Annotated in this window: 19 protein-coding genes; 10 read left to right on the forward strand and 9 right to left on the reverse strand. The window is 65.3% G+C overall.

All coding sequences use genetic code 11. From position 1 onward, the window contains the following. Positions 1-57: 57 nt before the first annotated feature. Complete coding sequence (locus EL340_RS10315; protein WP_126414500.1) at positions 58-1,320, forward strand: hypothetical protein; 1,263 nt, start codon at positions 58-60, stop codon at positions 1,318-1,320. On the opposite strand, the gene EL340_RS10320 is transcribed toward EL340_RS10315, so the two are convergent. The 8 genes from EL340_RS10320 to EL340_RS10355 all read right to left on the reverse strand — a co-directional run bounded on the left by EL340_RS10320 (position 1,242) and on the right by EL340_RS10355 (position 10,397). Beyond that, on the reverse strand, positions 1,242-2,009 hold the full coding sequence (locus EL340_RS10320; protein ID WP_126414501.1) for a hypothetical protein: 768 nt from the start codon (positions 2,007-2,009) through the stop codon (positions 1,242-1,244). The genes EL340_RS10315 and EL340_RS10320 overlap by 79 nt on opposite strands. Continuing rightward, positions 2,006-2,482, reverse strand: coding sequence for a hypothetical protein (locus tag EL340_RS10325; RefSeq protein WP_126414502.1), 477 nt, complete (start codon positions 2,480-2,482; stop codon positions 2,006-2,008). Before EL340_RS10325 ends, EL340_RS10320 begins: the two co-directional genes overlap by 4 nt. 1,410 nt (positions 2,483-3,892) lie before the next feature. Then, positions 3,893-4,492: a hypothetical protein gene (locus tag EL340_RS15135; protein WP_197722297.1), complete on the reverse strand. Its 600-nt coding sequence runs from the start codon at positions 4,490-4,492 to the stop codon at positions 3,893-3,895. Between the two features lie 26 nt (positions 4,493-4,518). Continuing rightward, a complete protein-coding gene (locus EL340_RS10340; protein WP_126414503.1) occupies positions 4,519-5,724 on the reverse strand; it encodes a hypothetical protein in 1,206 nt (401 codons plus the stop codon). A 20-nt stretch (positions 5,725-5,744) separates the two neighbouring features. Then, entirely contained in the window at positions 5,745-5,903 is a 159-nt protein-coding gene (locus tag EL340_RS14970; RefSeq protein WP_164719377.1) for a hypothetical protein, read from the reverse strand. A gap of 347 nt (positions 5,904-6,250) precedes the next feature. Then, positions 6,251-7,735, reverse strand: coding sequence for a S8 family serine peptidase (locus EL340_RS10345; RefSeq protein WP_126414504.1), 1,485 nt, complete (start codon positions 7,733-7,735; stop codon positions 6,251-6,253). Beyond that, entirely contained in the window at positions 7,732-9,057 is a 1,326-nt protein-coding gene (gene eccB, locus EL340_RS10350; RefSeq protein WP_126414505.1) for a type VII secretion protein EccB, read from the reverse strand. Before eccB ends, EL340_RS10345 begins: the two co-directional genes overlap by 4 nt. Then, a complete protein-coding gene (locus EL340_RS10355) occupies positions 9,057-10,397 on the reverse strand; it encodes an EsaB/YukD family protein (RefSeq protein ID WP_126414506.1) in 1,341 nt (446 codons plus the stop codon). Before EL340_RS10355 ends, eccB begins: the two co-directional genes overlap by 1 nt. Positions 10,398-10,710: 313 nt before the next feature. On the opposite strand from EL340_RS10355, the gene EL340_RS10360 reads away from it, so the two are divergent. Together EL340_RS10360 and EL340_RS10365 are read left to right on the forward strand one after the other, a co-directional pair. After that, a complete protein-coding gene (locus EL340_RS10360; RefSeq protein WP_164719378.1) occupies positions 10,711-11,049 on the forward strand; it encodes a WXG100 family type VII secretion target in 339 nt (112 codons plus the stop codon). Positions 11,050-11,108: 59 nt separating this feature from the next. Beyond that, the gene (locus EL340_RS10365; protein ID WP_232023013.1) at positions 11,109-11,387 is read left to right on the forward strand and encodes a WXG100 family type VII secretion target; all 279 of its coding nucleotides are present in this window, start codon (positions 11,109-11,111) and stop codon (positions 11,385-11,387) included. A 1,697-nt stretch (positions 11,388-13,084) separates the two neighbouring features. Here the strand turns inward: EL340_RS10365 and EL340_RS10370 are convergent. Then, entirely contained in the window at positions 13,085-14,260 is a 1,176-nt protein-coding gene (locus tag EL340_RS10370) for a hypothetical protein (protein ID WP_232023014.1), read from the reverse strand. 172 nt (positions 14,261-14,432) lie between these two features. Between EL340_RS10370 and eccCa the strand changes: the two genes are divergently transcribed. The 7 genes from eccCa (at position 14,433) to EL340_RS10405 (ending at position 24,266) form a co-directional block, all read left to right on the forward strand. Beyond that, positions 14,433-18,509 (forward strand): type VII secretion protein EccCa, encoded by a 4,077-nt coding sequence (eccCa, locus tag EL340_RS10375; RefSeq protein ID WP_126414509.1) that lies wholly within the window; start codon positions 14,433-14,435, stop codon positions 18,507-18,509. A 136-nt stretch (positions 18,510-18,645) separates the two neighbouring features. Continuing rightward, positions 18,646-19,098: a YbaB/EbfC family nucleoid-associated protein gene (locus EL340_RS10380; RefSeq protein WP_164719379.1), complete on the forward strand. Its 453-nt coding sequence runs from the start codon at positions 18,646-18,648 to the stop codon at positions 19,096-19,098. 104 nt (positions 19,099-19,202) lie between these two features. Further along, entirely contained in the window at positions 19,203-19,508 is a 306-nt protein-coding gene (locus EL340_RS10385; protein WP_126414511.1) for a type VII secretion target, read from the forward strand. 141 nt (positions 19,509-19,649) lie between these two features. Continuing rightward, entirely contained in the window at positions 19,650-20,774 is a 1,125-nt protein-coding gene (locus EL340_RS10390; protein WP_126414512.1) for an ISAs1 family transposase, read from the forward strand. Between the two features lie 35 nt (positions 20,775-20,809). After that, a complete protein-coding gene (locus tag EL340_RS10395; protein ID WP_126414513.1) occupies positions 20,810-22,261 on the forward strand; it encodes a hypothetical protein in 1,452 nt (483 codons plus the stop codon). Positions 22,262-22,264: 3 nt separating this feature from the next. Next, positions 22,265-22,930 carry an SMI1/KNR4 family protein gene (locus EL340_RS10400; RefSeq protein ID WP_126414514.1) on the forward strand — a complete coding sequence of 222 codons (666 nt, stop codon included), beginning with the start codon at positions 22,265-22,267 and terminating at the stop codon, positions 22,928-22,930. Positions 22,931-23,099: 169 nt separating this feature from the next. Then, positions 23,100-24,266, forward strand: coding sequence for a hypothetical protein (locus tag EL340_RS10405; RefSeq protein ID WP_126414515.1), 1,167 nt, complete (start codon positions 23,100-23,102; stop codon positions 24,264-24,266). Positions 24,267-24,296 lie beyond the last annotated feature (30 nt).

The raw sequence follows: 24,296 nt of genomic DNA on the forward strand, positions 1-24,296 counted from the left end.
CACGCGGAGTGGCCCCACCGATAGACACCCGCCAGTCCACTCGACCACAATGCCAGCATGCGGCAGCCACCCCACCCCATTCAGGGGAACCCCAGCCCCGATGATCAGTTCGGCCAACTCGCCATCCCGACCCAGTCGGTGCCGCTCATCCGCACCGGCCCTTCCTCGGCGGATCACCTCTACCCGCCGTATTACCCCACCGGCGCCACTGGGGCCCAGCAGTTCTATCAGCCGTATGCGGGTCACGGCCCGCAGCAGCCGAGTGGAGCGCCCCCCGTACCGGGAGGCCCGGCTCCCTCGATGTTCCGCGCCTATCCCGCGGCCGAAACCGCAGGCCGCCGTCCAGAAGATGTCAGCACGCCGATCCCTTGGCGCGGTGAGAAGCTGGCGGCGGCGGCGCTGATCCTGACTACGTGCGTCCTGCAGGTCATCCACTTCCTTTATTTCTGGCAGATCACCACCAACGGCACCGACTGGATTGTGGCTCTGTCGCTGATACTGGCCTACCTGTCAGTCTCACCTCCGGTCTGGTGGATATTCATCTCGATACGCAACCTTCTCAAAAATCGACCAGACACGAGCATGGTCGCAATGTCGATATGGTTCGCCCTGAAGACAATCACTCTGGCATCAGGCACACGAAATATATTCAGTCATGACCTGTTTTTTATCTTGACGATCTTCATGTTGCTGACCACCACAGTGGGGGCAGCTCTTTCTATACTCCTCAACAAGCGCCTGATCCCCTCTCGAACGGCACCAGTCACTCTCAGCCTGGCAAGTTGCGAGTTCATACTCACCATCGCCGTGCTTCGACTCTTCGAACTCGCTTGGTTCGAGTACGTATCTAATGCCAGCAACATCGACATCAATCAGTACACGGCAGGAATCTGGCTCTCCTGGTCCAATTCCGGTGGCTTAGGGCTGACCTTGGCACCGGGCCTGCTCGTCACGTTCATTGTCATGTCCCTGTCTCTGGCAGGCCTGATCCTCGGGGCAAGGACGTCTCACCGGACTGCGTTCAGGATCACCGCTATCGCCACCGTGTCACTCCTCAATATCTACAATCTCTTCATCGTCGCCGTCTATGGCATCAGCGCGGAGGCGACGTATGCGCACAAACCTCTCAATCCCGCTCAGGAGCTGGTGGCGGCTCTCATCATCGGCGCCGTCCTCACCGGCGCGGCAGCCGCGGCGGGGCATCGCAGCACTGTCCCATGGTTCAACCGGCGCTGGCAGTATCAGCGGGTGGCCCACATCCAGGATGAGATGTGGCCCCACGCCTCCGTGGCCGAGACCGGAATGAGAGGGATGCCCTGACTGGGACCGTTCGGGTCGACGACTGGAGCGCTGTCCTCCTCGATCACGTAGAGCATCGTGGTCACCCCCAGCGTCATCAGCTGTTCGGTGGGGACGAAGCCCTTGTCCCGGTCACGGTCCTCTCTGCTGTGGAGCACGATGGTCCATCGCCCATCGCGGGCGTCCCACACGAACTGGGAGGCCTTGGGCCCGCCGTAACCGATCCTGTTCATGTTCGCCTCGGCGGCCTGAACGTCACCGAGGCGCACAGCGGCGGCCAGCGTGTCGTAGATGTCGTCGGGTCCGTCATCAATCATGGGCCGGGGGTAGAGGTTGTCATTGGCCAGGGCGATATGCGGTACCTCGACGTCGTCGCACCCGTACACGTGGATACCGTCGGTGTCGTAGCGTTCAACGGTGCACCGGGGCGAGTTCAGCCAGAAGACGATGTCTCGCACCGGCATCGGGTCCCTGGGGTCCATCCGGCGCAGGCTGTAGCGCGCATCGGCGGCCATGAGGCCGGCCAAGACCTCTGATGCCGCCAGCGTCGGCCCGTAGGGGTCGATGACGCCGATGTCCTCCAGGCCCGCCAGCACGCCCTCGGCGTAGTTTGCGCGTTCAGCAACGGGGCCGGTCACCATCCTCTGGAGGACGTCCCACTGCTCCGGGTCCAGGATCATCACGCCACGGTCGGCGTCGAAAGAGCTCATGCCACAACCTCCAGGGACTGGCTCATCTCATACATCTGGTCGAAGTGGGCGCCGAACTCACGGGTGGCGCACGTGAAGGTCGCGGTCCACAGGCAGGGGCGCTCGCCCGGGCTCTCGTGGATCCAGGCGACCTGCATGAAGGTCAGCGCGATTTCGTCGAGGATGTAGATGCCGCTGCGCAGTCGGCAGCCTTCGAGCAGCCCGTCGGCCGGGAACTCATCGATCATCCGAACTCCGGGGATTGCGTCCACGATGGCGCGCCCGGAGCCGACGAGCACCTGCTCCGGCTCTTCACCCCGACCGAGCTCGGTGCGCACCACCACCAGGTTGGGGGCGTAGGTGCGCGTCTGCGGCACGGCGGCTGCGATGTAGCGCACGGTGTCCTCGGTTCCTTGAAGCAGCCCCGCAGGTAGCTCCTGCGCTGTAATCGGCTGCCATCCCGGCGCCAGGTGAACACTCACCGTCTCACTCATGGGTCTTGGCTCCCTCCTTGCTGTCGCTCGGCGCGGTGCGCCCGCTCCGGCAGATCATCACCATGCCTAGCACGTCTTCCCGACTTGTTTCTGTCAAACAGTCCTTGAGGTTCGGAACCTCGGCCTGTGAGGGCTGGGGCGGGGTCGTCCGAGGAGTGCCACTCACTCTCGGGACCCTCCTGCCCCTCCTTCCATGCAGCTCTTGCAGCCTGTTCTGCCCGACGGCGACGCCTCTCCATCTGCCACTCCGGATACATCGGCCCCGGCAACCGAAACGGAATCAACCCCAGCACAGCTATACCTGCACAGACTACGAACATGCCAGCCAAGAAAGTAAGGGCTGCAGCATTCTCAGAGTCGAAGTGGTCCAGTAGCGCAAGACAGGCCCCACACAACATCATCATCGCAGCCGCCGGAGTTAGTAGCGATTCTGTGTTACGCTCAAGATTGAACCGCCCCTTCGACAGCTCGCGTTGAAAGTCAGCATACCAGCAGTCAGAAAACATGACGAACCACCAGTTCACCAGCAGAACTACACCAATGATGAGGCCAATCACCCCCGCCCAGATACTAGTCAACACAATCGGCACCCAGCTATCGACGATTCCGGTTAGCCTGCTGCACCACCGACACCCGACGTGTCGGTAGAGCTGCGGCCACCTTCGTCGGCATGTGCGGAGCAGGCCCGCGTCGGAAGGTCGTCGCCGAGGGCAGGTGAGCCTCCATCATGCGAGCCATCGCCATACCGCCCGTAGAGGCCACTCTCCGAACTGGGGCTCGCCGCATGCCGCCCCACTGGAGAAGAGTCGCTCTTGCCAGCATCCCACTGGACCCGCTCAGCCTCCAGCGCCCGACGACGACGCCTCTCCATCTGCCACTCCGGATACATCGGCCCCGGCAACCGAAACGGAATCAGCCCCAGCGCAGCCACGAACAAGAAGAACACCGCACCGCCCCCTAGTATATATCCTCCCGCACTCGTGTCAGCGGTATCCGGATACAGAAGCATCCCAAAGCCGCAAAACGAGCAAAACATGCCGATAGCGGGCATTATCACCGACTCAGTGTTCCGCCCGAGATTAAACCACGCCTCCGATTGCGCACGCAGCAGATCTGCATACCAGTGATCGGAAAACATTGTGAAAGCCCAATTCACTAGCGTGACACCACCAAGAACGAGTAGCCCGACAGCCGCAGTCATCACAGAAGAACCCATAAGTAACTCATCAAATCATTAAACTACTTAGAGAACTTATCATTAAACCAATTGGCCCTGTTTTCCCGCCCACGAACCAGCCCCACGCCTCCAACAACACCTCCAACGATGAGGTCTTTGGCGACACCAATAATCCCCCACCGAAGACGCCGCCCCCCTTACTCGATACAGCTCCCACCAGCCGACCACCTCAGTTAGCCTGCTGCACCGCCGACACCCGAAGTGTCGGTAGGACAGTGGCCATCTTCGTCGGTGCGTGTGGAGCGCGCCCGCGTCGGAAGTTCGTCACCGGGGGCGGTTGAACCTCCGTCGTGCGAGCCATCGCCATACCGTTCATAGAGGCCACTCTCCGAGCCGGGGCTCGCCGCATGCCGCCCCACCGGAGGAGAGTCTCTCCTCTCGGCATCCCACCGGGCCCGCTCAGCCTCCAGCGCCCGACGACGCCTCTCCATCTGCCACTCCGGATACATCGGCCCCGGCAACCGAAACGGAATCAGCCCCAGCACGGCCACAGCCAAGAAAACTCCTGAACCACCGAACAACAACATAGCCACGGGACTATCGTCAATTCTGCCCGGATACATGAGCATGCCGAGTCCACCGAACATAAAAAACATGCCACTGGCAGGCGAAATCAACGACTCAGTGTTTCGACCGAGATTGAACCACGTTTTCGACTGCGCACGCAGCAGATCTGCATACCAGTGATCCGAAAACATAACAAACCACCAATTCGCTAGAGTTAATGCCCCTAAAACCAAAGCAACAACGGCAGCAATAAGATCGGAATGCACGCAACAAACCTTTCAAATAACCAAAACTACTCGAACAGCTTATTAAGCCCGCCAGCGATTTTCTTCCCGGCCCAGGAACCCGCCACTCCTCCAGCGATACCTCCGACAACTCCTCCAACAGCGACTCCAACGGGACCACCGGCCACACCGATTGTCGCTCCGATAGCAGCACCGGCCTTCGCCCCAGCTAATCCTCCAACCGCAGCCCCAGTTCCCGTCGTCGCGGCTCGCGCCACCTTCTTCCCCTCACTGAGGGACGGGTTGTGGGAGTCCTTCTCCCACTGCTCGTAGGCACTGACACCGAAGTCGAGCGCCACGCATCCTTTATCGATCTTATCCAGATAGGGCGCAGCCTTTCGAGCCGCAGCGACGGCCTTCCCTCCCCAGGTCCCACTCTTGCCCTTGGGAACTTCCCAGTTCGCGAGATGGCGATCATTCCGAACCATATCAGGCTTCATCCCTTTGGGAGTGCCTCGCCTGGGGTCATGGGATGTCACCCATTTACCGGGTTTGCTGTGCATCGGGTGCTTGACCACGGCATTAGTGGCCTTCAGTCCCACACCCTCCGCAAGGGTCGCCGCATTCTGCGCCAGGGAATTCGCCCACAGCACCGTCTTCCCCACTGCGACACCGCCACCTGCCGACACGTCCGGGAAGAGAGCCCCCTTGAGCTCTTTCCACACCGGGTTGTCAATGACTGCCGAACAGGCGTCCGCGAAGGTCTGACGCACCTCGGTCTCCCTGACGCGGATATCGCTCGTCTCACTGACCAGCGAGTCATACAGCTTCTTCAAGGTGTTGTAGTTGTCAACCAGTGTTTGATGAGTCTGCCGGTCCTTGTCCCTCTCGGCAGAATTGTTCTCCGTTAGCGGTGGTGGCGCCTGCGGCTCCAACACCTTCTCGCCCTCAACGCTCAGTCCGCCGGCAGTCGCCTTCTCCCGGACGCCAGCCAGGTCGGAGCTGATCGTCGTCAGCCCGGAGCCGAGGTTCTCCAGGGCCGTCTTGTAGCTCCCCAGGCTCGAGGACAGCGTCTGGCACTGCCGTTCCTTCAACCCCACAGCGGTCTTGACTTGATCAGCCGTCAGCCCCTGGAGGGCTCCTGACTGCATGGTGCGGTTGGCCCTCCACACATCGATCTCAGCCTCATCCACGGCGGTCTTCACCGTCCCCACATCCGTCGCCGAGGCAGTGATGTCGGCAGGTGTTGCATCCAGGTGCGTGTCAATCGGCATTATCCGTCACATCACTTTCTTCAGAAACGGGAGCTGGAGCCCGACGAGGACTTCGGGGTCCTACTGGCACTGTCCCGATCGGACTGCTGCACCGAGGTGTTCGCCGACGACAGGTTCGTCGCCAGCCCCGGCAGGCTCTTCTGCAGCTGGGACAAGGTCGACTGAAGCTCTGAAACCACCGGCGTTGCCTCCGACTGAGACCATCCGCACCCGTTCGGCGCCTTCACGCTCTTACCGCTGATCTCCGAGTTCGCAGAGTTCAGGTCCGACACCACCGACGACGCCGACTCGGCATCCCACTTCAACGTACCCGCCACAGAGCACTCTCCTGCTAGCTGTCATGGTGCGTCCCCGCTTCAAGCATCCGCGCACCTACGAATAGAACAGGAGCGACCCTACCAGTCGGTCGTGACCTGACGGAGACCAACGTGACGGCGCTCATCACCCACCTGCGCGGACTCCGATACCCCAGCACCCGGCTCACGGATCGCCTGATCGTGGGTAGCACCCATGATGCAGAAGGACGTCAGGGCTGCTTTCGTCCCCGGACCCTACTGGCCACCAGCCCCAGAGCCAGCGCCACCATTCCCACGGCACCCGTGGCTCCCGCGAGCCGCGCCCGACGCCCGGGCGCCGGGTCGGGAACGATCGGCTTCAGGGAGCTCGGGGACGGCGTCGGAACCGGATGGGCACCGCGCGGGTTCTCCGGCCCCACTGCCGTGCCGTCGTTGACGAAGTTCAAAGCCGCGTAGGGGGCGATGAGCCCCCAGCCGGTCGCCGGGCTCGACGTCGCCGGCTCCGGCCGGATCGCCGTCGCCGTCAGCCGGTACTTCCAGTCCGCGGGCGTCTCCCCCGGATGCGCAGCGACCACGAGCGCTGCCACTCCTGCTGCGTACCCGGCCGCCAGGGAGGGCGAGGGACGGTTCTGGGAGACCAGGCAGTCCCCCTCATCGAAGAACGTCGTGGGCACGGCCTGGGCCGGAACCGCCACATCGACGTGGGAGCCGTGCAGCACCTCCTTGGAGACACCCCCAGTGGCATCCAGGCTGGTGACCCCCAGGACGTTCGAGTAGGCCGCCGGGTAACGCACCTCGGCCCCGTTGGCATCTGTCGCAGGCGGTGCGGTGGAGGCCGTCGCGCCGCCGCTCGAGCGTCCATTACTGTCCACCGCTCCGGCGCCGGCGACCACGATGGCCCCGGCCGCCGTCGCCTGGTTCACTGCCGCCTGGACCTCGGGCTCATCCTGCGTGAGCATGTGACCGACGACGATCACCTTGGCCCCGTTGTCGGCCGCCCACTGGATTCCCTGAGCGGTCCTCGCGGGCGTGGGTCCAACACCCTTCTTCACCTGATCGTCGGAGACCCCCTGGTAGACCCGCACCGGCATGATGGTGGCGCTCTTAGCGATTCCGACGACGCCGGAGCCCTCCACCTGGCGGGCGGCGATCATCCCGGCCACAGCGGTCCCATGACCGTCCTCGTCGACCTGGCCGTCCCCCCGGCCGAGGAGATCGATCCCCGGCGCCATGGCCCCCTGGAGGTGGGGGTTGGTCGCGTCCACGCCGGAGTCGACGACGGCCACCACGACGCCCTGCCCCTCGGACACGCTCCAGGCCTGCTCCACCCCGATCTGCTTGAAGACCGGCGGAGCGGACGGCAGCAGCGAGCCCTGTCCCCTCTGGCAGTCGGCGACGTCCACGCTGATCGGCGGAGCGCCGGTCTGGGCGGGCTGGGCAGCCGACGCCTCCGGCTCCGGTTCCGGCTCCGGCGTCGGCGAAGGCGTTTCCGGCGCCGTGGTCTCGGCAGGAGCCTGGGAGGGAGCGGGCTCCGGCGTCGGTGAGGACGAGGGACGCGGGACCGGAAAACGGGGCACCAGGCTTCCCTTGGGTTCGGCGCCAACTCCTCTGGCCGCGCTGGAGCTCGCGAACGATGCCATCCCCATGATGGGGAAGGCCGCCAGCAGGACCACGGCCAGGACGCAGATCGCAAGGGCCCGAGGCGAGTACTTCACTTGTCCGCCACGTCCTTCCAGACGGCGGCCTTCGACAGCTCCGGACCGGCGGGGAAGAGCGAGACCCAGGGCGAGGGGATATCGGAGACGTTGCTCATGGTGTAGCCGAGCTGCTTGACCGTGTCAGCAGTCGTACCTCCCAGCGCCCAGACGCGGCCGGCATCGGTGAGCAGGAAGATCTGCCCGGCGGAGCCTCCGGAGGTTGCCCGCACCAGGGCCCCCTTGCCTCCCTTGACCGTCACTCCCCCGTTCTCGATCTGGTTGCTGGCACTGATCGTCGACGTCGCCTGCCCCGAGGCATTGACCTGGAGGACGGCGCAGGCGCTCTGGTTCTCGGAGACGCCCTTGCCCAGCGTGTCGGGCCAGTCGGTGGGCGCCGACGACGACGTCGTACTGACCTGACTCAGGTCCGAGGCGTTGACCTGCTGCTCGCTGACGCCCGGGGCACCGAGCTGGTACATGGCGAGCTCGACCTCGTTGAGACGCGCTACTCGGCCATCGGCCCGCACCAGGTAGTGGCGCTGAGCGCCCGACCCGTCGGAGACCGCCAGCAGCGAACCGGCGGTGGGATTGGAGATCGATGAGGACAGCGTGCTCACCGAGGTGCCCGCGTCCGGCAGCGAGAAGGGCTGGATCGTGCTGCCCTGTGAGAAGAGGTTGATCCAGGTGGCGTCCACCGCCAGGACAGGGTCCGAGTCCAGGCCAAGGGCGAGAAGAATGGCGTCGCGGTTCTCGGATGGAATCGGGTACCGACTGCCGTTGGCGATGAGGTAGTAGCTCCCGTCCACGGACACCAGCGCATGCCCCACCGCCCCCATGCCCGAGGGCGCGGAGCCGACGTGGGTCGACGTTGCCCCTGAGGTGGAGGAGCAGGCGGCCCACCCCCGGGAGACCAGCGACTTGGCCGCAGGAAGCGACTCGGGGGCGTCTGCGATCCCCACCTGCGAGCCCCTCTCGATCCCGTCGAGGGCATCGGCTCCGGTGGTGGTCTCCTTGAAGGAGCCCGGGTCGGACAGGAGCCGGGCGCTGGCGATGTTCGTGATCGGCCGCAGACGTCCGCGGATGGTGACGTACCGCGTCCCCTCCCCCTTGACCACGACGAGAGTGTTGTTCTGCCACTCATTAGGCAGTGGCGAGGTGAACCGCCCCATCACCAGGGAGACCAGCAGGATGACGAGCGCCACCGCGATGCCGCCCAGCACGGGCCGGAGCATGTTGCGCGGTTCAAGCTCTCGCCCCTCCGGCGTCCCCGCGCTGAAGGCCATGATGAGACGCTGCCGGTTGAAGCGCTGCGCATTGAGGATGTCCTTGTTGGAAGCCATCACAGCACCCCGATGACAAGAGCGGCCAACGGCGCGATGGAGACGAGGACGAGGATCTCGATGACATCGGTGACACGGGCCAGTCGTGGACGGTAGCTCGGACCCAGGACGTTCAGCAGAAGGACCACGACGCCCACGACCCCGACCAGCACCACCATGGGCATGACGAAGTTGGCTCGGCTGAGGACAATGACGAGCACGAGCGTCGCCAGGATGAGCATGCCGCCCACGACCCCGGCCGTCACATCCGCACGTGAACGGACCGCCCGCGTGCTCAGCATCGCCGCGACCGCAATGGCCGCCACCAGAGCGATGCCGTCGTAGCCGACCGAGGCCAGCGAGGGAACCGACGCCAGCACAATGATCGAGCAGGCAATGCGCACGGACAGCACCAGCCCGTGCAGGTTCAGGATGCGGGACGTCAGCGCCGCCTTGATCGGCCCCTCATCCTCGGCTCGGTGATACCCCTCCGGCTGGTCGGGCAGGCTGATGGTGACCGGGACCGAGGCAAGGGCGAGCCACGGGGTCAGCAGCGAGACACCGGCAGCTGTCGCACTGACCAGGGCCAGTACCTGCGCCAGCGGGTAGCCGAGCGCCTGGGTCCCCAGCCCGGTCACCATCATGGCGACGCAGACGAGCATAGGACCGGCGATCAGGGGACGATCACGACCCAGCATCGGGAGGCACGCGCCGAGGAGCGAGGCGCCGACGGCTCCTGCCGCAGCCATCCTCATTCCTGTCGGCGGCCCCTGGATCGCAGTGTGAAGCGCCACACCGGCCAGACCCGCCGCGGTCATGACGAGTGCCCAGGCCCCTTTGCCCTTCATCTGATTGATTGCCAGCGTCGCCAGGATGAGCAGCCCCGAAGCCACCGCCGCACAGGCCGGTGTCACCCAGCCGCCGGGCCCTTGGCGCAGGAGAAGAGCGCCTCCCGCAGCGAAGAGCAGGCACGTGGCCCCCACCGACAAGGACATCGTGTCCTTGGGCTCCCATGCGACCTGTTGACGTTCGACGGCGGCCGCAACCGCTTCGGTGAGGTCGTCGTAACGGTGCTCGGCCTCCATGCTGCGAAGATCGAGTGTGAGAACATCACCCGCGCCCACTCGCTGGTCGCTCAGGGACAAGGAGTCGTCAAGAACCGTGCCCGACTGCGTGGTCAGGCACAGGCCGTAGGTCGAGGCGTCCTCTCCCAGACTCTCAAGCCTTTCCGCCAGCGCCGGCACTACCTCGACCAGCGGCAGGTCGACCGGCAACGAGACGTCAGTCGGGATGCGCTGGTAGACGACGGTGACGGGCATGAGGGAGGAGCCGCGCCGGACACGCGAGGCGGGAGGAGGCAAGGCGTTTCTCCTGGAGAGCGGGACGAGGATGAGCCGTCACCGGTTGCGGACGCAGCCGAGCGACACCCCATCGTAGATCACGAAACGGGTGTCACGACTAGAGGAGACGGGCGGGCTCATGCGGCGAGACTGCCCACACTGATCTCGATCACATTACGTGAATTAATGCCGTGATCGGTTGTCATGCACTAGTCTGAACGGGCCAGAGAGCAGCATCCCAATGTTTCGAGACCCTCATCACAGGGACATCTCTTCTCGATGTTGCTCAATCACAGTGGCTGCCACGCGCAGCCTTGAGAAAAAGAGGAGCCTCATGGCCGAGCAGCAACTAAAGTCAGAGAGCGGCGTACTTGCCAAGGCAAGCCAGACCGTGGACACGCACCGCGCCGAGCAGAACGCCATCGGCCAGCGGGTTCAGAACGCCGCCGCCGAGTCTCAGTCTGGCTGGCAGGGCCAGGGTGCGGCCGCCGTCGCCCAGGTTGTCCAGCAGTACGGTGAGGACAACCGCCGAATCGACCAGGCACTGTCTCGACTCTCGGACTCCCTGAAGACGACCGACCAGTCCTACCTGAGCACTGAGGCGGAGTCCGCAGCCGGAGCCCAGCGCGTCGGTGCCAACGCGGGCGGCGGCTACCACAACCTTCCCGCCTGATCCCACCTACACCCAGTTCATCTCACCCTTACTTACTGTCAGGAGACAATATGTCGGACATGCTTGTTAACTACGGATCGCTGGAGCAGCTCGCCTCCGCGATGTCCCAGGGCTCCGCCCAGTCCCAGGCGGACCTGGACGCCATGGACGCCGAGCTGCGTCCCACCCAGAGCGGCTGGTCCGGTGAGGCTCAGCAGCAGTACACCATCTCCATGAACGAGTGCCGTGCGGCGATCGCCGACCAGCAGCAGCTGATCCAGCAGCTCGGCAGCCACGTCACCACCTCGTCCGAGAACTACAACACGACTGACCACCAGGCGGCCAGCACCTTCGCCTGATTAGCTCCGTCGTCATCCCCGACAGTCTTCGACGCCCTGAGCCTTCAAGGCTCAGGGCGTCGTCTTATTGCCGTGCTGCGAGAACGATGGCGATCGCTGTACCGGCGACCGCGGGTCGTCCGACGTTCGGGCCCTTCTCAGGACACCATGGGACGACGTCGCTGGGCATCCGACCGTCCCGGCCTGCGCCCGGGCTGCACCGAGGCCGGCCCGGATGCTGGCGCAGAGGGATCTGGTCTCCCGGAGACGGGCGGCATCGGCTGCTGCTGCGGCGAATGGGAGCCAGGAGGAACAACAGGTTGCACGGCTGGAGGCTGAGGCGGCGGCGCGGCCGGCCCTCCAGAGTCACTCGGACCTGCGCGGTGGGCGCCTGCGTAGTCACCGGCATGAGTCCCACCGGCTGAGGGAGCAGCCGGCCTGCCCGAGGGCGCGATAGGCGCCACCGTCTGCCGTCGACCAGGCTGAATTCGTGGTGGCAACGATGGAGGCAGAGGAGCGCTCGTCTCGACCGGGGCCGTCGAGCGGGTCGGGCTGCCGGGGGAGGCTGGCTCGAAGGATGCAGGCCGCGTAGGGCTGCCGGGGGAGGCCGGCTCGAAGGAGGCAGGCCGCGTCGGTATCGACGACGTCGGAGGCGGCCCTGGGGGAGCAGCGAAGGCTGACGGGACAGCTGGGGACGGAGCGGGCGACTCGGACGCCACAGGAGGAAGCGGCGCGGACGGTGGCGGGGCCGCCGCTGCCGGAGGGGCGACGGGCGGCGCAAAGCGCGACCGACCGCCACCCGCGCCTCCGACGGCAGCCGGGTTGGCACCCACGGAGGCGTGAGCACCGCCTGGCGCGCCCGCATAGCCGGGACCGGCCAGGTCAGGGCGTTCACGGACCGGTGGAGTCTGAGGCTGGAGCATGGGCGGCCCTGAGGCAACGGATCCGGAGGAGCTCCGCCGCCTGCGGTCTCTGCGCCCCTGTCCAGCCGCTGCCTGATAGCGCATGGATGATGGCGCGCCGTCCCTCGAGCCCCGTTGGCCGCGGCGCCGCTCTCCGCGGGGCGACGAAACCTGGCGCTGACGCTCCTGTGATGGGGCCGGACGGCGGGTGACGGTCAGGGTCCCGGTCAGACGATCCAGGAGATGCTCACCGTCACCATCGTGCTGGCCCGCGGTCGTCTGCCGACCAACGCGAATGGGGAGAAGGACCGCGAGAAGAACTCGCGCCAGTGCTCGCCCAATTCCTGGGGCCGCACCCTGCTGCGGGACCACCGCTGTGGCCGATACCGTCGCCAGCCCCGCCGTCCTGCCGAAACGCGCCAGAACCAGGCTCTGCACCGCGATCACCTGGAAGAGCAGGATCCAGGGAAGCGCTCTGACATTGAGTGCCAGCAGCGGCACGAGGACGACGATCACGAGCAGAAGGACATCAACGACGACAGCCACCACCGCCTCCCCGGTGGTCAGGGGGCGCCACTCTCGGCGAGCCGGCACGCGCTTCGCCGCGGAGGCCGCAGGTGTTGGCGTGATTCTCATAGTTGCCTCATAACGTCGATCAGTCCTGCTGCGATCACGGTTGCGGGAAGGGTTCCGAGGGCGGCGAGCGTCTGGAAGATGTCGCCGAGCCGCCCCCACCATGCCGACCGAACGGTACTGAGGAACATCCCTACAGCGAAAGCAGCGGCTGTTGTGAGGAAAATGATGAATGCGACGACTTCACTTCCGGTTCGCGCCAAGAGTCGGTCGCTGTCGCTGACCCAGAGCAGACTCAGCACCAGGATGATCGCCGTGGCGACGACCAGTCTCGGCAGCAGGCGCAGCAGCCGCGAGTGCGCGGTACGTGGACGCAGGAGCAGAAGCAGCATGACGCACACGACCTCGACTCGAGCCCCCCCATCCCGCGACGCCGCCCCCCAAGGCCACCTGGACCGTCGTCGGCAGGCCGAGCAGCACCATGATCCCGAAGGCGATTTCCAGTGCGACTGAGGACACTGCCGCGTGAGCCACGGACTGAGAGACCGAGCGGGAGGAGATGTCGTCGACGACCGGCACCTCGGGCTGACGCACGGAGCGCCCCATGACTCTCAGCTGCGTCATGTCCAGCAGCAGCTGATTGGGAACACGCACCGCCAGGCTCGGAATCATCAGCCCACCCAGGGCTCCCACGCCCACGAGCCCCACAAGCACGGGGACGCGTGAGATTCCGACGGCGGGCACCATGGTCCCCACAGCGGCCAGGAAGAGCCAGGTGCCCGCAGCAACCGCTTCGCCGACTCCCTTGCGAACGATCCACAGCACCAGGGCGGCCACCCCCGTGCCCCACGCCGCGAGCAGTGCGACCAGCAGCCGGGAGTCCGGGCTGGACACGGGCGCCAGGAGCGCGCCGGCAGCCCCTCCTGCCAGAGGTACGGTCATGGCCCCCAGCGCCTCCCGCAATGCGGGTCCGCCTCCGACGGGCCTGAACGCCGCAGCCACCAGGAGCACCACCAGGAGACAGGCCCCTCCGATCTGCAACGCGAGCGGCAGCAGCTGCCCGTGCCCGGTCAAGGGCGGCAGTCCTCCCAGAAGGAAGCACAGCACCGCCACTAGGACGACCGCAGTCTCCCCGACCGACGAACGCACGACGTTCTCCAGATCGGAGTCCGTCGCGGCGTAGCCTCGCAGGCCCGCCCGAGCCGGCGTGGTCACCAGCACAGCGCCCTCGAGAACGTCCGTCCCCAGGGCGGCTTCGGCGTCCACCACAGTGCCGTCAGCGGTTGTGATGAGAAACCCACTGGGCTGGTGCGCCAGCGGCGGAGGCACGAGCTCACCGACCGACACGCCTGAACGTGCCGCCATATCAAGCCGCTCACCCTCGTGGACGAGGGTGACACGGGTGCTGGTCGCATTCATCCGAGGATCAGTACTCCGAGGGGTTGGGGAGAGAGGGTCGGCCGAGGTGCAGACAATCGTGACTCTATCGATACTATGACGTCAGCACCCAGCTGAGTGGGCTTCGCTTCGGTCGGCTACTTCTCACGACGTCGACCCCTCCGCCTCACGGAGGGTGCGCCCTCCCCGCCCCATGAACACCGAGGAGCAGAACGTGACAATCGACACTTCCGAGGCGTCGACCGAGACGATCGAGCTCAAGGCCCCACCGAACGCCATCACACCGCAGGACGCCAGCAGCGCACTGACCATGGTGCTGCCGCTGACCGGGTCGATGGGCGTCATGGTGTTCATGGCCATCTCCAACAACAACAACACTCGCATGCTGTTCATGAGCGGCGGCATGGTGGTGGCGATGCTCTCCATGGCGGTCCTCAACGTGTACCGCCAGATCCGTCAGCACCGCAATAACGTCACGAACCAGCGCCGCGAGTACCTCGGCTACATCTCCGAGGTGCGCTCCGAGGTTCGGGAGGCGGCTAAGAACCAGCGGCGCAGTGCCGTCAGCCACCTGCCCGAGCCGGAGGCGCTGCCGTACCTCGTTCAGCACGGAGCTCGGGTATGGGAACGACGCCAGGGTCAGGATCACCTGCTCATCCGACTGGGCCGCTCCTCCCAGCCACTGGCGGCAACCATCGAGGCCGAGGAGGTCGGCCCCCTCAACACCCCCGACCCCGTGTGCCTGTCAGCGATGCACCGCTTCGTGTCCACCCATACAGAGGTGGACGCGCTTCCCTTCGGCATCGACCTGAGCGCCTTCTCCCATATCGAGGTGGTCGGCCCCCTCGACGAGGCTCGCGCCCAGGTTCGGGCGATGCTGACGCACATCCTGGCACTGACCTCCCCCGGACTGGTGCAGCTGGTGGTTCTCACCTCCCAAGAGGCCGAGCCCGAGTGGGACTGGGTGAAGTGGGCGCCTCACGCCTGGTCCGACTCCGTGGCGGACGCCGTCGGCCCATCGCGGCTCATGGCTCACTCGTTGGACGAGCTCACGAGCAAGCTCCCCGAGGACCTCAGCGCCAGAGGCACTTTCTCCTCCTCCGCAGGAGAACCGCCTCTGCCTCATGTCATCGTCCTGGTCGACGGCGGCACGCTTCCTCCCAGCTCCCCCTTGACAGCCGACCGTGGGCTTCAGGGCGTCACCGTCATCAGCATCTCCGATCAGGCCGGCCAGCCCCTGGTCCTGCCGAACCGGCTGCGTCTGGTCCTGCACCCCTCCGACAAGCAGTCGGATACGGCCCTTCGCGGCACGCTCGAGGAAACAGCCGTCCCCATGAACGTCGAGATGGCGGGCCAGGACCCCAGCCCCGCCCTGGCGGACGCACTCAGCATCAATGGCGCCGAGGCCGTCGCCCGTCGACTGGTGGCGCGCTACCAGACATCGAGGGAGGAGATCACCTCGTCGGTACCGGTGGGAACCTCCGATCCCGAGCGCGCCGAGGATCTGCTACGGCTCCTGCACCTGGGAGACGTACGGGACTTCAACCCCGACACCCAGTGGGTCAAGCGGACCGGCGCCGAGCGGCTCAGCGTCCCCTTCGCCGTGACCCCCGAGGGCGAGCCGGTGGTCCTCGACATCAAGGAGTCGGCCGAGAACGGTATGGGGCCGCACGGCCTGCTCGTAGGAGCCACCGGTTCAGGTAAGTCGGAGGTGCTGCGCACGCTCGTGCTGGCGCTAGCGCTCACTCACGGACCCGATCAGCTCAACTTCGTTCTGGTCGACTTCAAGGGCGGGGCGACCTTCGCGGGTATGTCCAACCTCCCGCACGTCTCGGCGATGATCTCCAACCTTGAGAGCGAGCTGGGGCTGGTCGACCGTATGGCCGAGGCCCTGCGCGGTGAGATGAACCGCCGTCAGCAGATGCTCCACGACGCCGGTAACTACGCCAATGTCATGGACTACGAGCAGGACCGGGTCAAGGGCAAGCACAACGGTGATCCGCTCCCGGCGCTGTTCATCATCCTGGACGAGTTCTCCGAGCTCCTGTCCGCCAAGCCGGACTTCATCGACACCTTCGTGGCCATCGGGCGCCTGGGCCGGTCCCTGCAGATGCACCTGCTCCTGTCCTCCCAGAGACTCGAAGAGGGCCGTCTGCGCGGTCTCGACTCGCACCTGTCCTACCGGATCGGTCTGCGCACCTTCTCCGCCAGCGAGTCCCGCACGGTGCTGGGATCCCCGGACGCCTACCACCTGCCTCCCCTACCGGGAAGCGGGTACCTCAAGAGTGACACCGAGACGATGACTCGTTTCCGCGCCTCCTACGTGGCCGGCAAGCCCCCGGCTCGACGAGCCGAGCGAGCTCTTCAGCTACCGGGGGCCGGCAAGGCGGCCGGAGTCACTCGCGGCGTTGTCGAGATCCTTCCCTTCACCGCCCAGGACGTCGAGGTGGAGGACGATCCTGAGGAGATGATCATCGAAGCCTCGGAACCCGCAGTGCTGGAGCCCGAGGTCTTCCCGCAGGACGACGCCTACAGCGACAGCACCACCATGGACATCGCGGTGGACCGGATGACCGGCCACGGCATCCCGGCGCACCAGATCTGGTTGCCGCCGCTCGAGATCAGCGAGACCTTCGACTCGCTCGTCCCCGATCTGGTGGTCGACCGGAACCTGGGCCTGACGTCGCCGTCATGGCGAGCGCGAGGCGACCTCATTGTGCCTCTGGGCATAACCGACGTCCCTCTGGAGCAGCGTCGTGAGACGCTCACCGTGGACCTGTCGGGTGCCGGCGGTCACGTGGCCGTCGTCGGAGGCCCTCTGGCAGGGAAGTCGACGGCGCTGCGCTCCCTGGTGCTGGCGCTGGCGCTGACTCGTACGCCCGCCGAGGTGCAGTTCTACGTCATCGACCTGGGCGGCGGGACGTTCTCGACGATGCTGGACCTGCCCCACCTCTCCGGGATGGCCACGCGCGACGAGCCCGACATCGTGGCTCGGACCATGGCGGAGATCGCTTCGCTGCTCGACGATCGCGAACGGTACTTCAGGGCGAACCGGATCGACTCGATTCAGACCTATCGGCGCGAGCGGGCTGCGGGGCGCGTCGACGACGGGTACGGGGACGTCTTCCTCATCATCGACGGCTGGGCCACCCTCAAGACCGATTTCGAGGACATCTCCATGGAGGTGCAGAACCTGGCACCGCGCGCACTGGCGCTTGGTGTGCACTTCGTTCTGTCCACCAACCGATGGATGGACCTGCGGGCGGCGATCCGCGATGCCATCGGAACCCGGATCGAGCTGCGCCTGGGTGACCCGGCCGATTCGGAGATCAACCGGAAGATCGCCCGTCAGGTGCCCGAGGGCAGGCCGGGGCGCGGACTGGATCGGCAGGCTCGCCACATGCTCCTGGCGCAGCCACGCATTGACGGAGACCACGACGACTCCACCCTGGCGCAGGGGATCCACCATGCCTGCCAGCAGCTCGCCAACGCCTGGCAGGGCGCGCCTGGTCCTAAGCTGCGGCTGCTGCCGACCCAGATCGACCTGACCGAGCTTCAGGCCATGGTTCCCGCCGACGCCGGACCTGTCATCGGTATCGACGAGGCGCGTCTGGAACCGGTCACACTCGCCATGCAGCAGGACCCCAGCCTCATCGTGCTGGGCGACGCCAAGAAGGGGAAGACCACCTTCCTACGGGCGCTGGCCCGCGAGCTGGTTCGCGGCAAGACACCGGACCAGGTGCGTATTCTCGCCATCGACCTGCGCCGCAACCTGCTGGGAGAGATTCCCGAGGAGTTTCTGCTCGCGTACCTGTCGGTCCGCGATATGGCCGTCTCCGAGATCAACGACCTCACGGGTTACCTCCAGGGGCGTCTGCCCGGCCCCGATGTCACAGCCGAGCAGCTGCGCAACCGCTCCTGGTGGAGGGGGCCGGAGATCTATCTCCTCGTGGACGACTACGACCTGGTGGCGACGAATACGTCCAACCCGCTCGCACCTCTGCAGCCCCTGCTGGCGCAGGCTCAGGACATCGGTCTCCACCTGGTGCTCACGCGCCGCATCGGCGGAACGATGCGCGCCATGTACGAGCCGATCATGCAGACACTCGGCGATCTGTCCACGCCGGGCATCATGCTCCCCGGCAACCCTGATGAGGGGCCGCTGCTGGGGCGGCAGAAGCCGCAGCCCGGTCCGGCCGGGCGGGCACGGCTCATCAGCCGCGACGGTGTACATACTCTCCAGCTCGCCTGGACGCCACCGACCATGTGAGTAGAAGCTGCGCTTGCCGGCTTTTACCAGATGCAGAGCAGGAATGTCGAGGCGGATGGGGCGTTATCCCCCTGTTAATAACCTGACAGGTTGGGGGGGCGACTTCTGCTCCGAGGTTCTGGTTAGGGTGGGTTTCATGTCTGATCGGTTGGTTGAGGAGCGTCTGTCCCAGATTGCTGAGCAGGTGGCTCAGGCGCAGAGAAATCACGAGGGCACTGAGCGCGTACGCGAGCAGGCCGACTCACTGGAGGTTGAGGGCACGTCCAAGGGCGGCGAGGTCACGGTGGTGGTTGACGCCGCCGGGCGCGTGCGGGACGTGCGCTTCACGGCAGCGAGCCAGGTGCTGAGCCCGCCCCAGCTCTCCGAGGCGGTCATGGAGGCCATTGACACTGGCCGGCGTGAGGCCGCCAGCAGGATCCGGGCGATCGTGGACCGGCACATTGGAGTGGACACCGGACTTGGCCGGACGATGCTGGAGGCCTATGAGCAGATGGCCGGCCCGAAGGTGGGAGTGACCCGACGAGCCGAGCGGGCCGAGCAGAACAAGAGGCGTGAGACGCCTCCTGGTCTGGTGTTCCCAGGTAGGTAGCTCCAGGTGACCGATACAGCCTGCTCAGGAGGATCTGGGCGGGCTGGTGCGGTGCTGACTGTTGTCAATGAAATGATGTCAAGAAAGGTAGGAAGAGATCTGTCATGACTGATATTCGGGTTGATGGTGGGACGTTGCGTTCGGGTGCTAGGGATACGGATGCGGTGGCTGCTGGTGTGGCTCAGGCCCGGGACGCCTCGGGTGCGGCGCTGGGGGACAACGCCTTTGGTCTCATGTGCTCGCCGTTGTTCCTGCCGGCCTACACGCTGGTGAAGACCGCGGCCGACGCAATGATGGTCTCGGCTGAGAAGGGGCTGCGTAACAGCGCCACTGGTCTGCGGGGCACGGCCACCGCCCTGGAGGGCGCCGACGCTGACGCTGCTTCCGGTGCGTACCGGGTGGGGGCGTGATCCAGGGGGTCGGCAAAGTTGGTGGGTGGGGGTGTCTGAGCCGTTTTGACGGGGATGGTGTGTCGCTAGGACGGGGGCGCGGGCCCCGCAGGGACGATGAGTGGTGTCTAATCAATCCCTTCGTCCTGGGAGCCCGCGCCGATGTCATCTTCCACCACGACCGCCTTGTCGCGCCGGCCCCTGGTCCAGGTTCTCAGGAACGTGGCTGATCCCAGGGACCGTCGGGGCGTGCGTCATAACCTGTCTACGGTCCTGTCCCTGGCCGTGACCGGGGTGCTGGCCGGCTGTCGCAGCCTGACGGCGATATGGGAGCGCACCACCGACCTGACCAGCGCCGACCTGGAGGCCCTGGGACTAGCGGCGGGCCAGGCCCTGCCCTCAGAGTCGACCATCCGCCGAGTCCTGCAGGACCTGGACCCCGCTGACGTTGACGCCCACCTGAGGTCATGGTTGTGCACGCGTACCGGCACCATCAACGGCCGCACAGTGATCGCCGTGGACGGCAAGACCATGCGCGGCGCCCGCACCAGCAAGGACCCAGCGCCGCACCTCCTGGCCGCCTTGGACCACGCCACCGGCGCCGTACCGACCCAGCAGCGAGTGGCAGGCAAGTCCAACGAGATCCCCGCGCTCAGGGAGCTTCTCGAACCCTTGGACCTGGAAGGGGTGGTGGTGAGCGCCGATGCGATGCACACCCAGACAGGCACAGCCCGGTGGATCACCCGGCGTGGTGGTCACTACGTGCTGACGGTCAAGGGCAACCAGAAGACCCTTCGCAGGACGCTCAAGGCGCTGCCCTGGAAGAGTGTCCCGTCCGTCTCAAGCGTCGATGCCGGTCACGGTCGGCGGGTGCGGCGCGCTGCCAAGGCGATTGAGGCTCCCGCCTGGGTGGACTTCCCCGGGGCTGCGCAGGTGGTCCAGCTCCGACGCACCAGGACCATCAAGAGCAGGAAGCATGTTGAGGTGGTCTACCTGATCTGCTCCCTCCCTATGACCGATGCCCAGCCCGAGGTCGTCGCGGCCTGGGTCCAAGGGCGCTGGGGAATCGAGAACCGACTTCACTGGGTCAGGGACGTGGTCTTCGATGAGGACCGCCACCAGCTGCGCATCGGCAACGGCCCACAGGTCATGGCCACCCTGCGTAACCTGGCCATCAGCCTCATCCGACTCTTCCACGGCACCGGCACCTCCATCGCCAGCACCACCAGATCCCTGTCACGACAACCCAAACGAGCCATCAGACTACTCACCCAAACCCCCACCTAAACCGACTTTGCCGACCCCCTGGGGCGTGATCGGTGATGGGTAACGATCTTGTCACCGAGGTAAAGGACTCGGAGAACATCTGGACCGGCTCGCGTCTGCTGGAGGATGGCTTCGATCTTAAGGAAGCGTTTGAGTCCAAGAGCTGGGTCGCCGGTGGCCTGGCGGTGGCGGCCACCACCGCTGACGCCGTGTCGGCTGCGATGGATCCTCTGGGTGAGGCGATGTCCGCCGGGGTAACATGGGTCATTGAGCACCTGGGGAGCCTGAACAAGTGGCTCAACGAGCTCACCGGTGACAGTGACGCGGTGGCTGCGGCCGCCTCGACGTGGACGAACATCGCCACCAAGCTGAACTCCTGCGCCGATGACCTGGAGACGGTGTGCACGGGGCGTCTAGCCGGGCAGGAGTCCCTGGCCGTGGCAACATTCAAGTCCCTCCAGGCCGGCTCCGCATCGCACCTGCGGATGACTGGTGGTGTGGCTGGTGCGATCTCGGGTGGGTTGACGGTGGCCTCGGTGATCGTGCGCATGGTGCACGACCTGGTGCGTGACGCGATCTCCGACGTGATCGGCAAGCTGCTGTCGAAGGCGACCATCACGGTGATCACCGCGGGCCTGGCCGCCCCCTGGGTGGTCCAGTCGGTCATCTCCGACGTGGCCTCATGGGTCACCCGCCTGTCCAAGGACATCGCCAGCACCGTTCTGTCAGCTAAGAACCTCAAGAACCTGCTGGACAAGGCCACCACCCTGCTCGACGACGTCGCCGCGGCCTTCGCCCGTATCCCGGCCAAGGCCAGCGAGGCCGTCACCAAGAAGGTGGAGGCCGCCAAGGACCTCGCATCCTCCCTGGGCCCCCAGCACGCGCTGGCCGGCGCACCGGGCATGACCATGGCCCAGGCCCGCCAGGCCGGCAAGGCCAGCCCCACCGTCCACACCCCCAAGACCCCCAAGAGCACCAAACCCACACGCCCCAACCCCAACGAAGGCCGCTGGGGAGTAAAACTCGACGAAGCCCCAGCCAAGTCCGACCCCAAACCAACCACCGGTGGCGGCGAAGGCACCCCACCCAAGGGCAGCGGCAACGGAAAGGGCGGCGGCGGAAGCGACCCAATGAGCGGCCCGGTCGTCTTCTATCCTCGCAAAAACGCAACAGAAGCTGAGATGAAGGAATACCAAGAGTACGTTGCCGGCTGTAACCGAGCACTTGAAGCCGGCGCGCTGTCGAAAACCGGGAGAGTCCCCACGACAGGCACTGCTCTTGCCGACGAGGCTGCTCGAGCGGCTCGGCAGGAGAGGACGGCACATCCCGAATTGTATTCGGATGGCAAAGTTGCTGGTCACGTTCCGGACAGCACGTGGATGGGCACGGCAGAGCCGTACGAGTGGCAGCCGATGTCACGCAAGGTGAACTCCAGTCTGGGGGGACAGAATAAGCGCTATCCTGTAGGGTTCAAACCGACAATATTCCTTCGCGGGGAAAGGGAGTGAGACATGTCTGATACGAACACTGGCGCGTCCAGTGGAGCGAGTCAGGGCGCGCGGGAGTTTACGTGGCCGGACTACATCGGCTGGGGCGGGATGATTAACCAGGCGCGGATGGAGGCCGACTGGAAAGGCCTATGGGACTACGCCATACCGCACCTGCACGCCTCAGAGGAGACCGTAGCTCGCGCCGAGGCCCAGCTGGGCTTCCGTCTGCCGGAGTCCTACCGAGGCTTCCTCCTGGCCTCCAACGGCTGGCCCTGCTTCTACCAGGACATGACGATCTTCTCCACCTCCGACCTGCTGGGTGGTGACCTGCACGAGGCCGGCCAGACCCAGTTGGAGCTGGAGGAGTGTGTCGAGGCCATGGCCGCTGATGGTGTCATCGCCGCGGACCACTTCCCCGTGGCCGCCTCGCTGGAGTCGATCGACGTTGCCCTCATGGGAAAGCCCGGCACCCCGGCGGAGGGGACCGTCTCCTGGGTACGCGGCGAAGTGATTGAGCGATACGACGACTTCCTGGACTACTACCTGTCCATGATGGAGCTCAACAAGATCGAGATTACCCGCCTCCGACAAGACTATGGCCCCAAGCCCGACGGCGTGCCTCACGCTGTCATCGGCCGCCCCGGCAGCCCACCCGTCATCGAAGAGGCCCGCCGCGACGACCTGTAGATCGTGGCATCAGCACCTCTTCCCACGCAGTTTCAGCCTGAGGCACTGCCCGCTCCTACCGGGCACGAATCGCCCCGCAGAAGTATGGGAGCCCGCTGAAGAACAATCTCCACCGACCCTGTGGTGCTGGGGCCAAGTCGAAACAGCCGTCTTGGTTCCAGCACCACAAGTGTTTCCTGTTCCCGCTCCCAGCCAGCGGACTGCTTGTCGCAACATTAAATCAACCTGTCCTGCGCACACCTTAAACAAGGTTGCCACCACCGCTCATTCGCCTCAACAGGAACTGAGGAACACACGCGGCGACATTCTGCAAACCACCACACCTGATGAAGTAGCAACGCCGTCGGTCAAGCAACCGCCTCACCAGGAAGGCCACACCCGGCGCCTGCGCATCACCGGCGATGTGGCCGGCGCGATCTCGGGCGGACTGACGCTCGCCTCACTGGCCGTGCGCATGGTGCACGACCTGGTCCGTGACGCGATCTCCGACATCATCGGCAAGATCGCCTCCAAGGTCACCATCGGAGTACTCACCGCGGGCCTGGCCGCCCCCTGGGTGGTCCAGTCGGTCATCTCCGACGTGGCCTCATGGGTCACCCGCCTGACCAAGGAGATCACTGACGTAGTGACCTCGGCCAGGAACCTCAAGAACCTGCTGGACAAGGCCACCACCCTGCTCGACGACGTCGGTGAGAAGTTCGCCGGCATGGCGGCCATGGCTCTGGGGTATGGTTCTAAGAACACCGACAACGCCGCTAAGGGAGCCAAGCACGCCGACGACGCGGCCGACGCCGCTAAGGGGGCTGACGGCGCCGTCCCACCCAGCAAAGGCGGCGGCGACGGAGGAGGAACCCCACCAGGTAAGGGCGACAAAGATGGTGGCGGAGGAGGTGACGATCCCGCCAAGAAGTCCCAGGAAGCCCAGCAGCGAGCCGCTGAGAAAGCCAAAGAAGTCAACACGAAAAAGGCATACAAGAGCAAGACCGTCTCGTCTGACCATGTCAAAACCCTCAGTGGGTGGAGCGCTCGGAGGCCTGAAGGTTTCCAAGACCCCAATATAGATAACGTGCTTACAAAATGTGATGAAATCGGACACACACCCGAACCTCACGATTTCAAGGATAACGGAGTGCCAGGTCAGTACCATGCGTCACATGCCGAGAAACAGCTATCTCTGACTGCAAAGGAGCCATATATTGGCGTATCTAAAGCAATGTGCCCTGATTGCCAGGGGTATTTCAGTAAGCTGGCTCAACACGAGGGCCGCGACTGGTACGTGACCGACCCGAATAACTCATGGATCTTCCATGCCGATGGAACCGTCACCAAGCAGTAAGGCCGCCTACGAAATGCCCAGAATCATTCA

The sequence above is a fragment of the Actinomyces viscosus genome (genome assembly GCF_900637975.1).
GTDB classification, from domain to species: domain Bacteria; phylum Actinomycetota; class Actinomycetes; order Actinomycetales; family Actinomycetaceae; genus Actinomyces; species Actinomyces viscosus.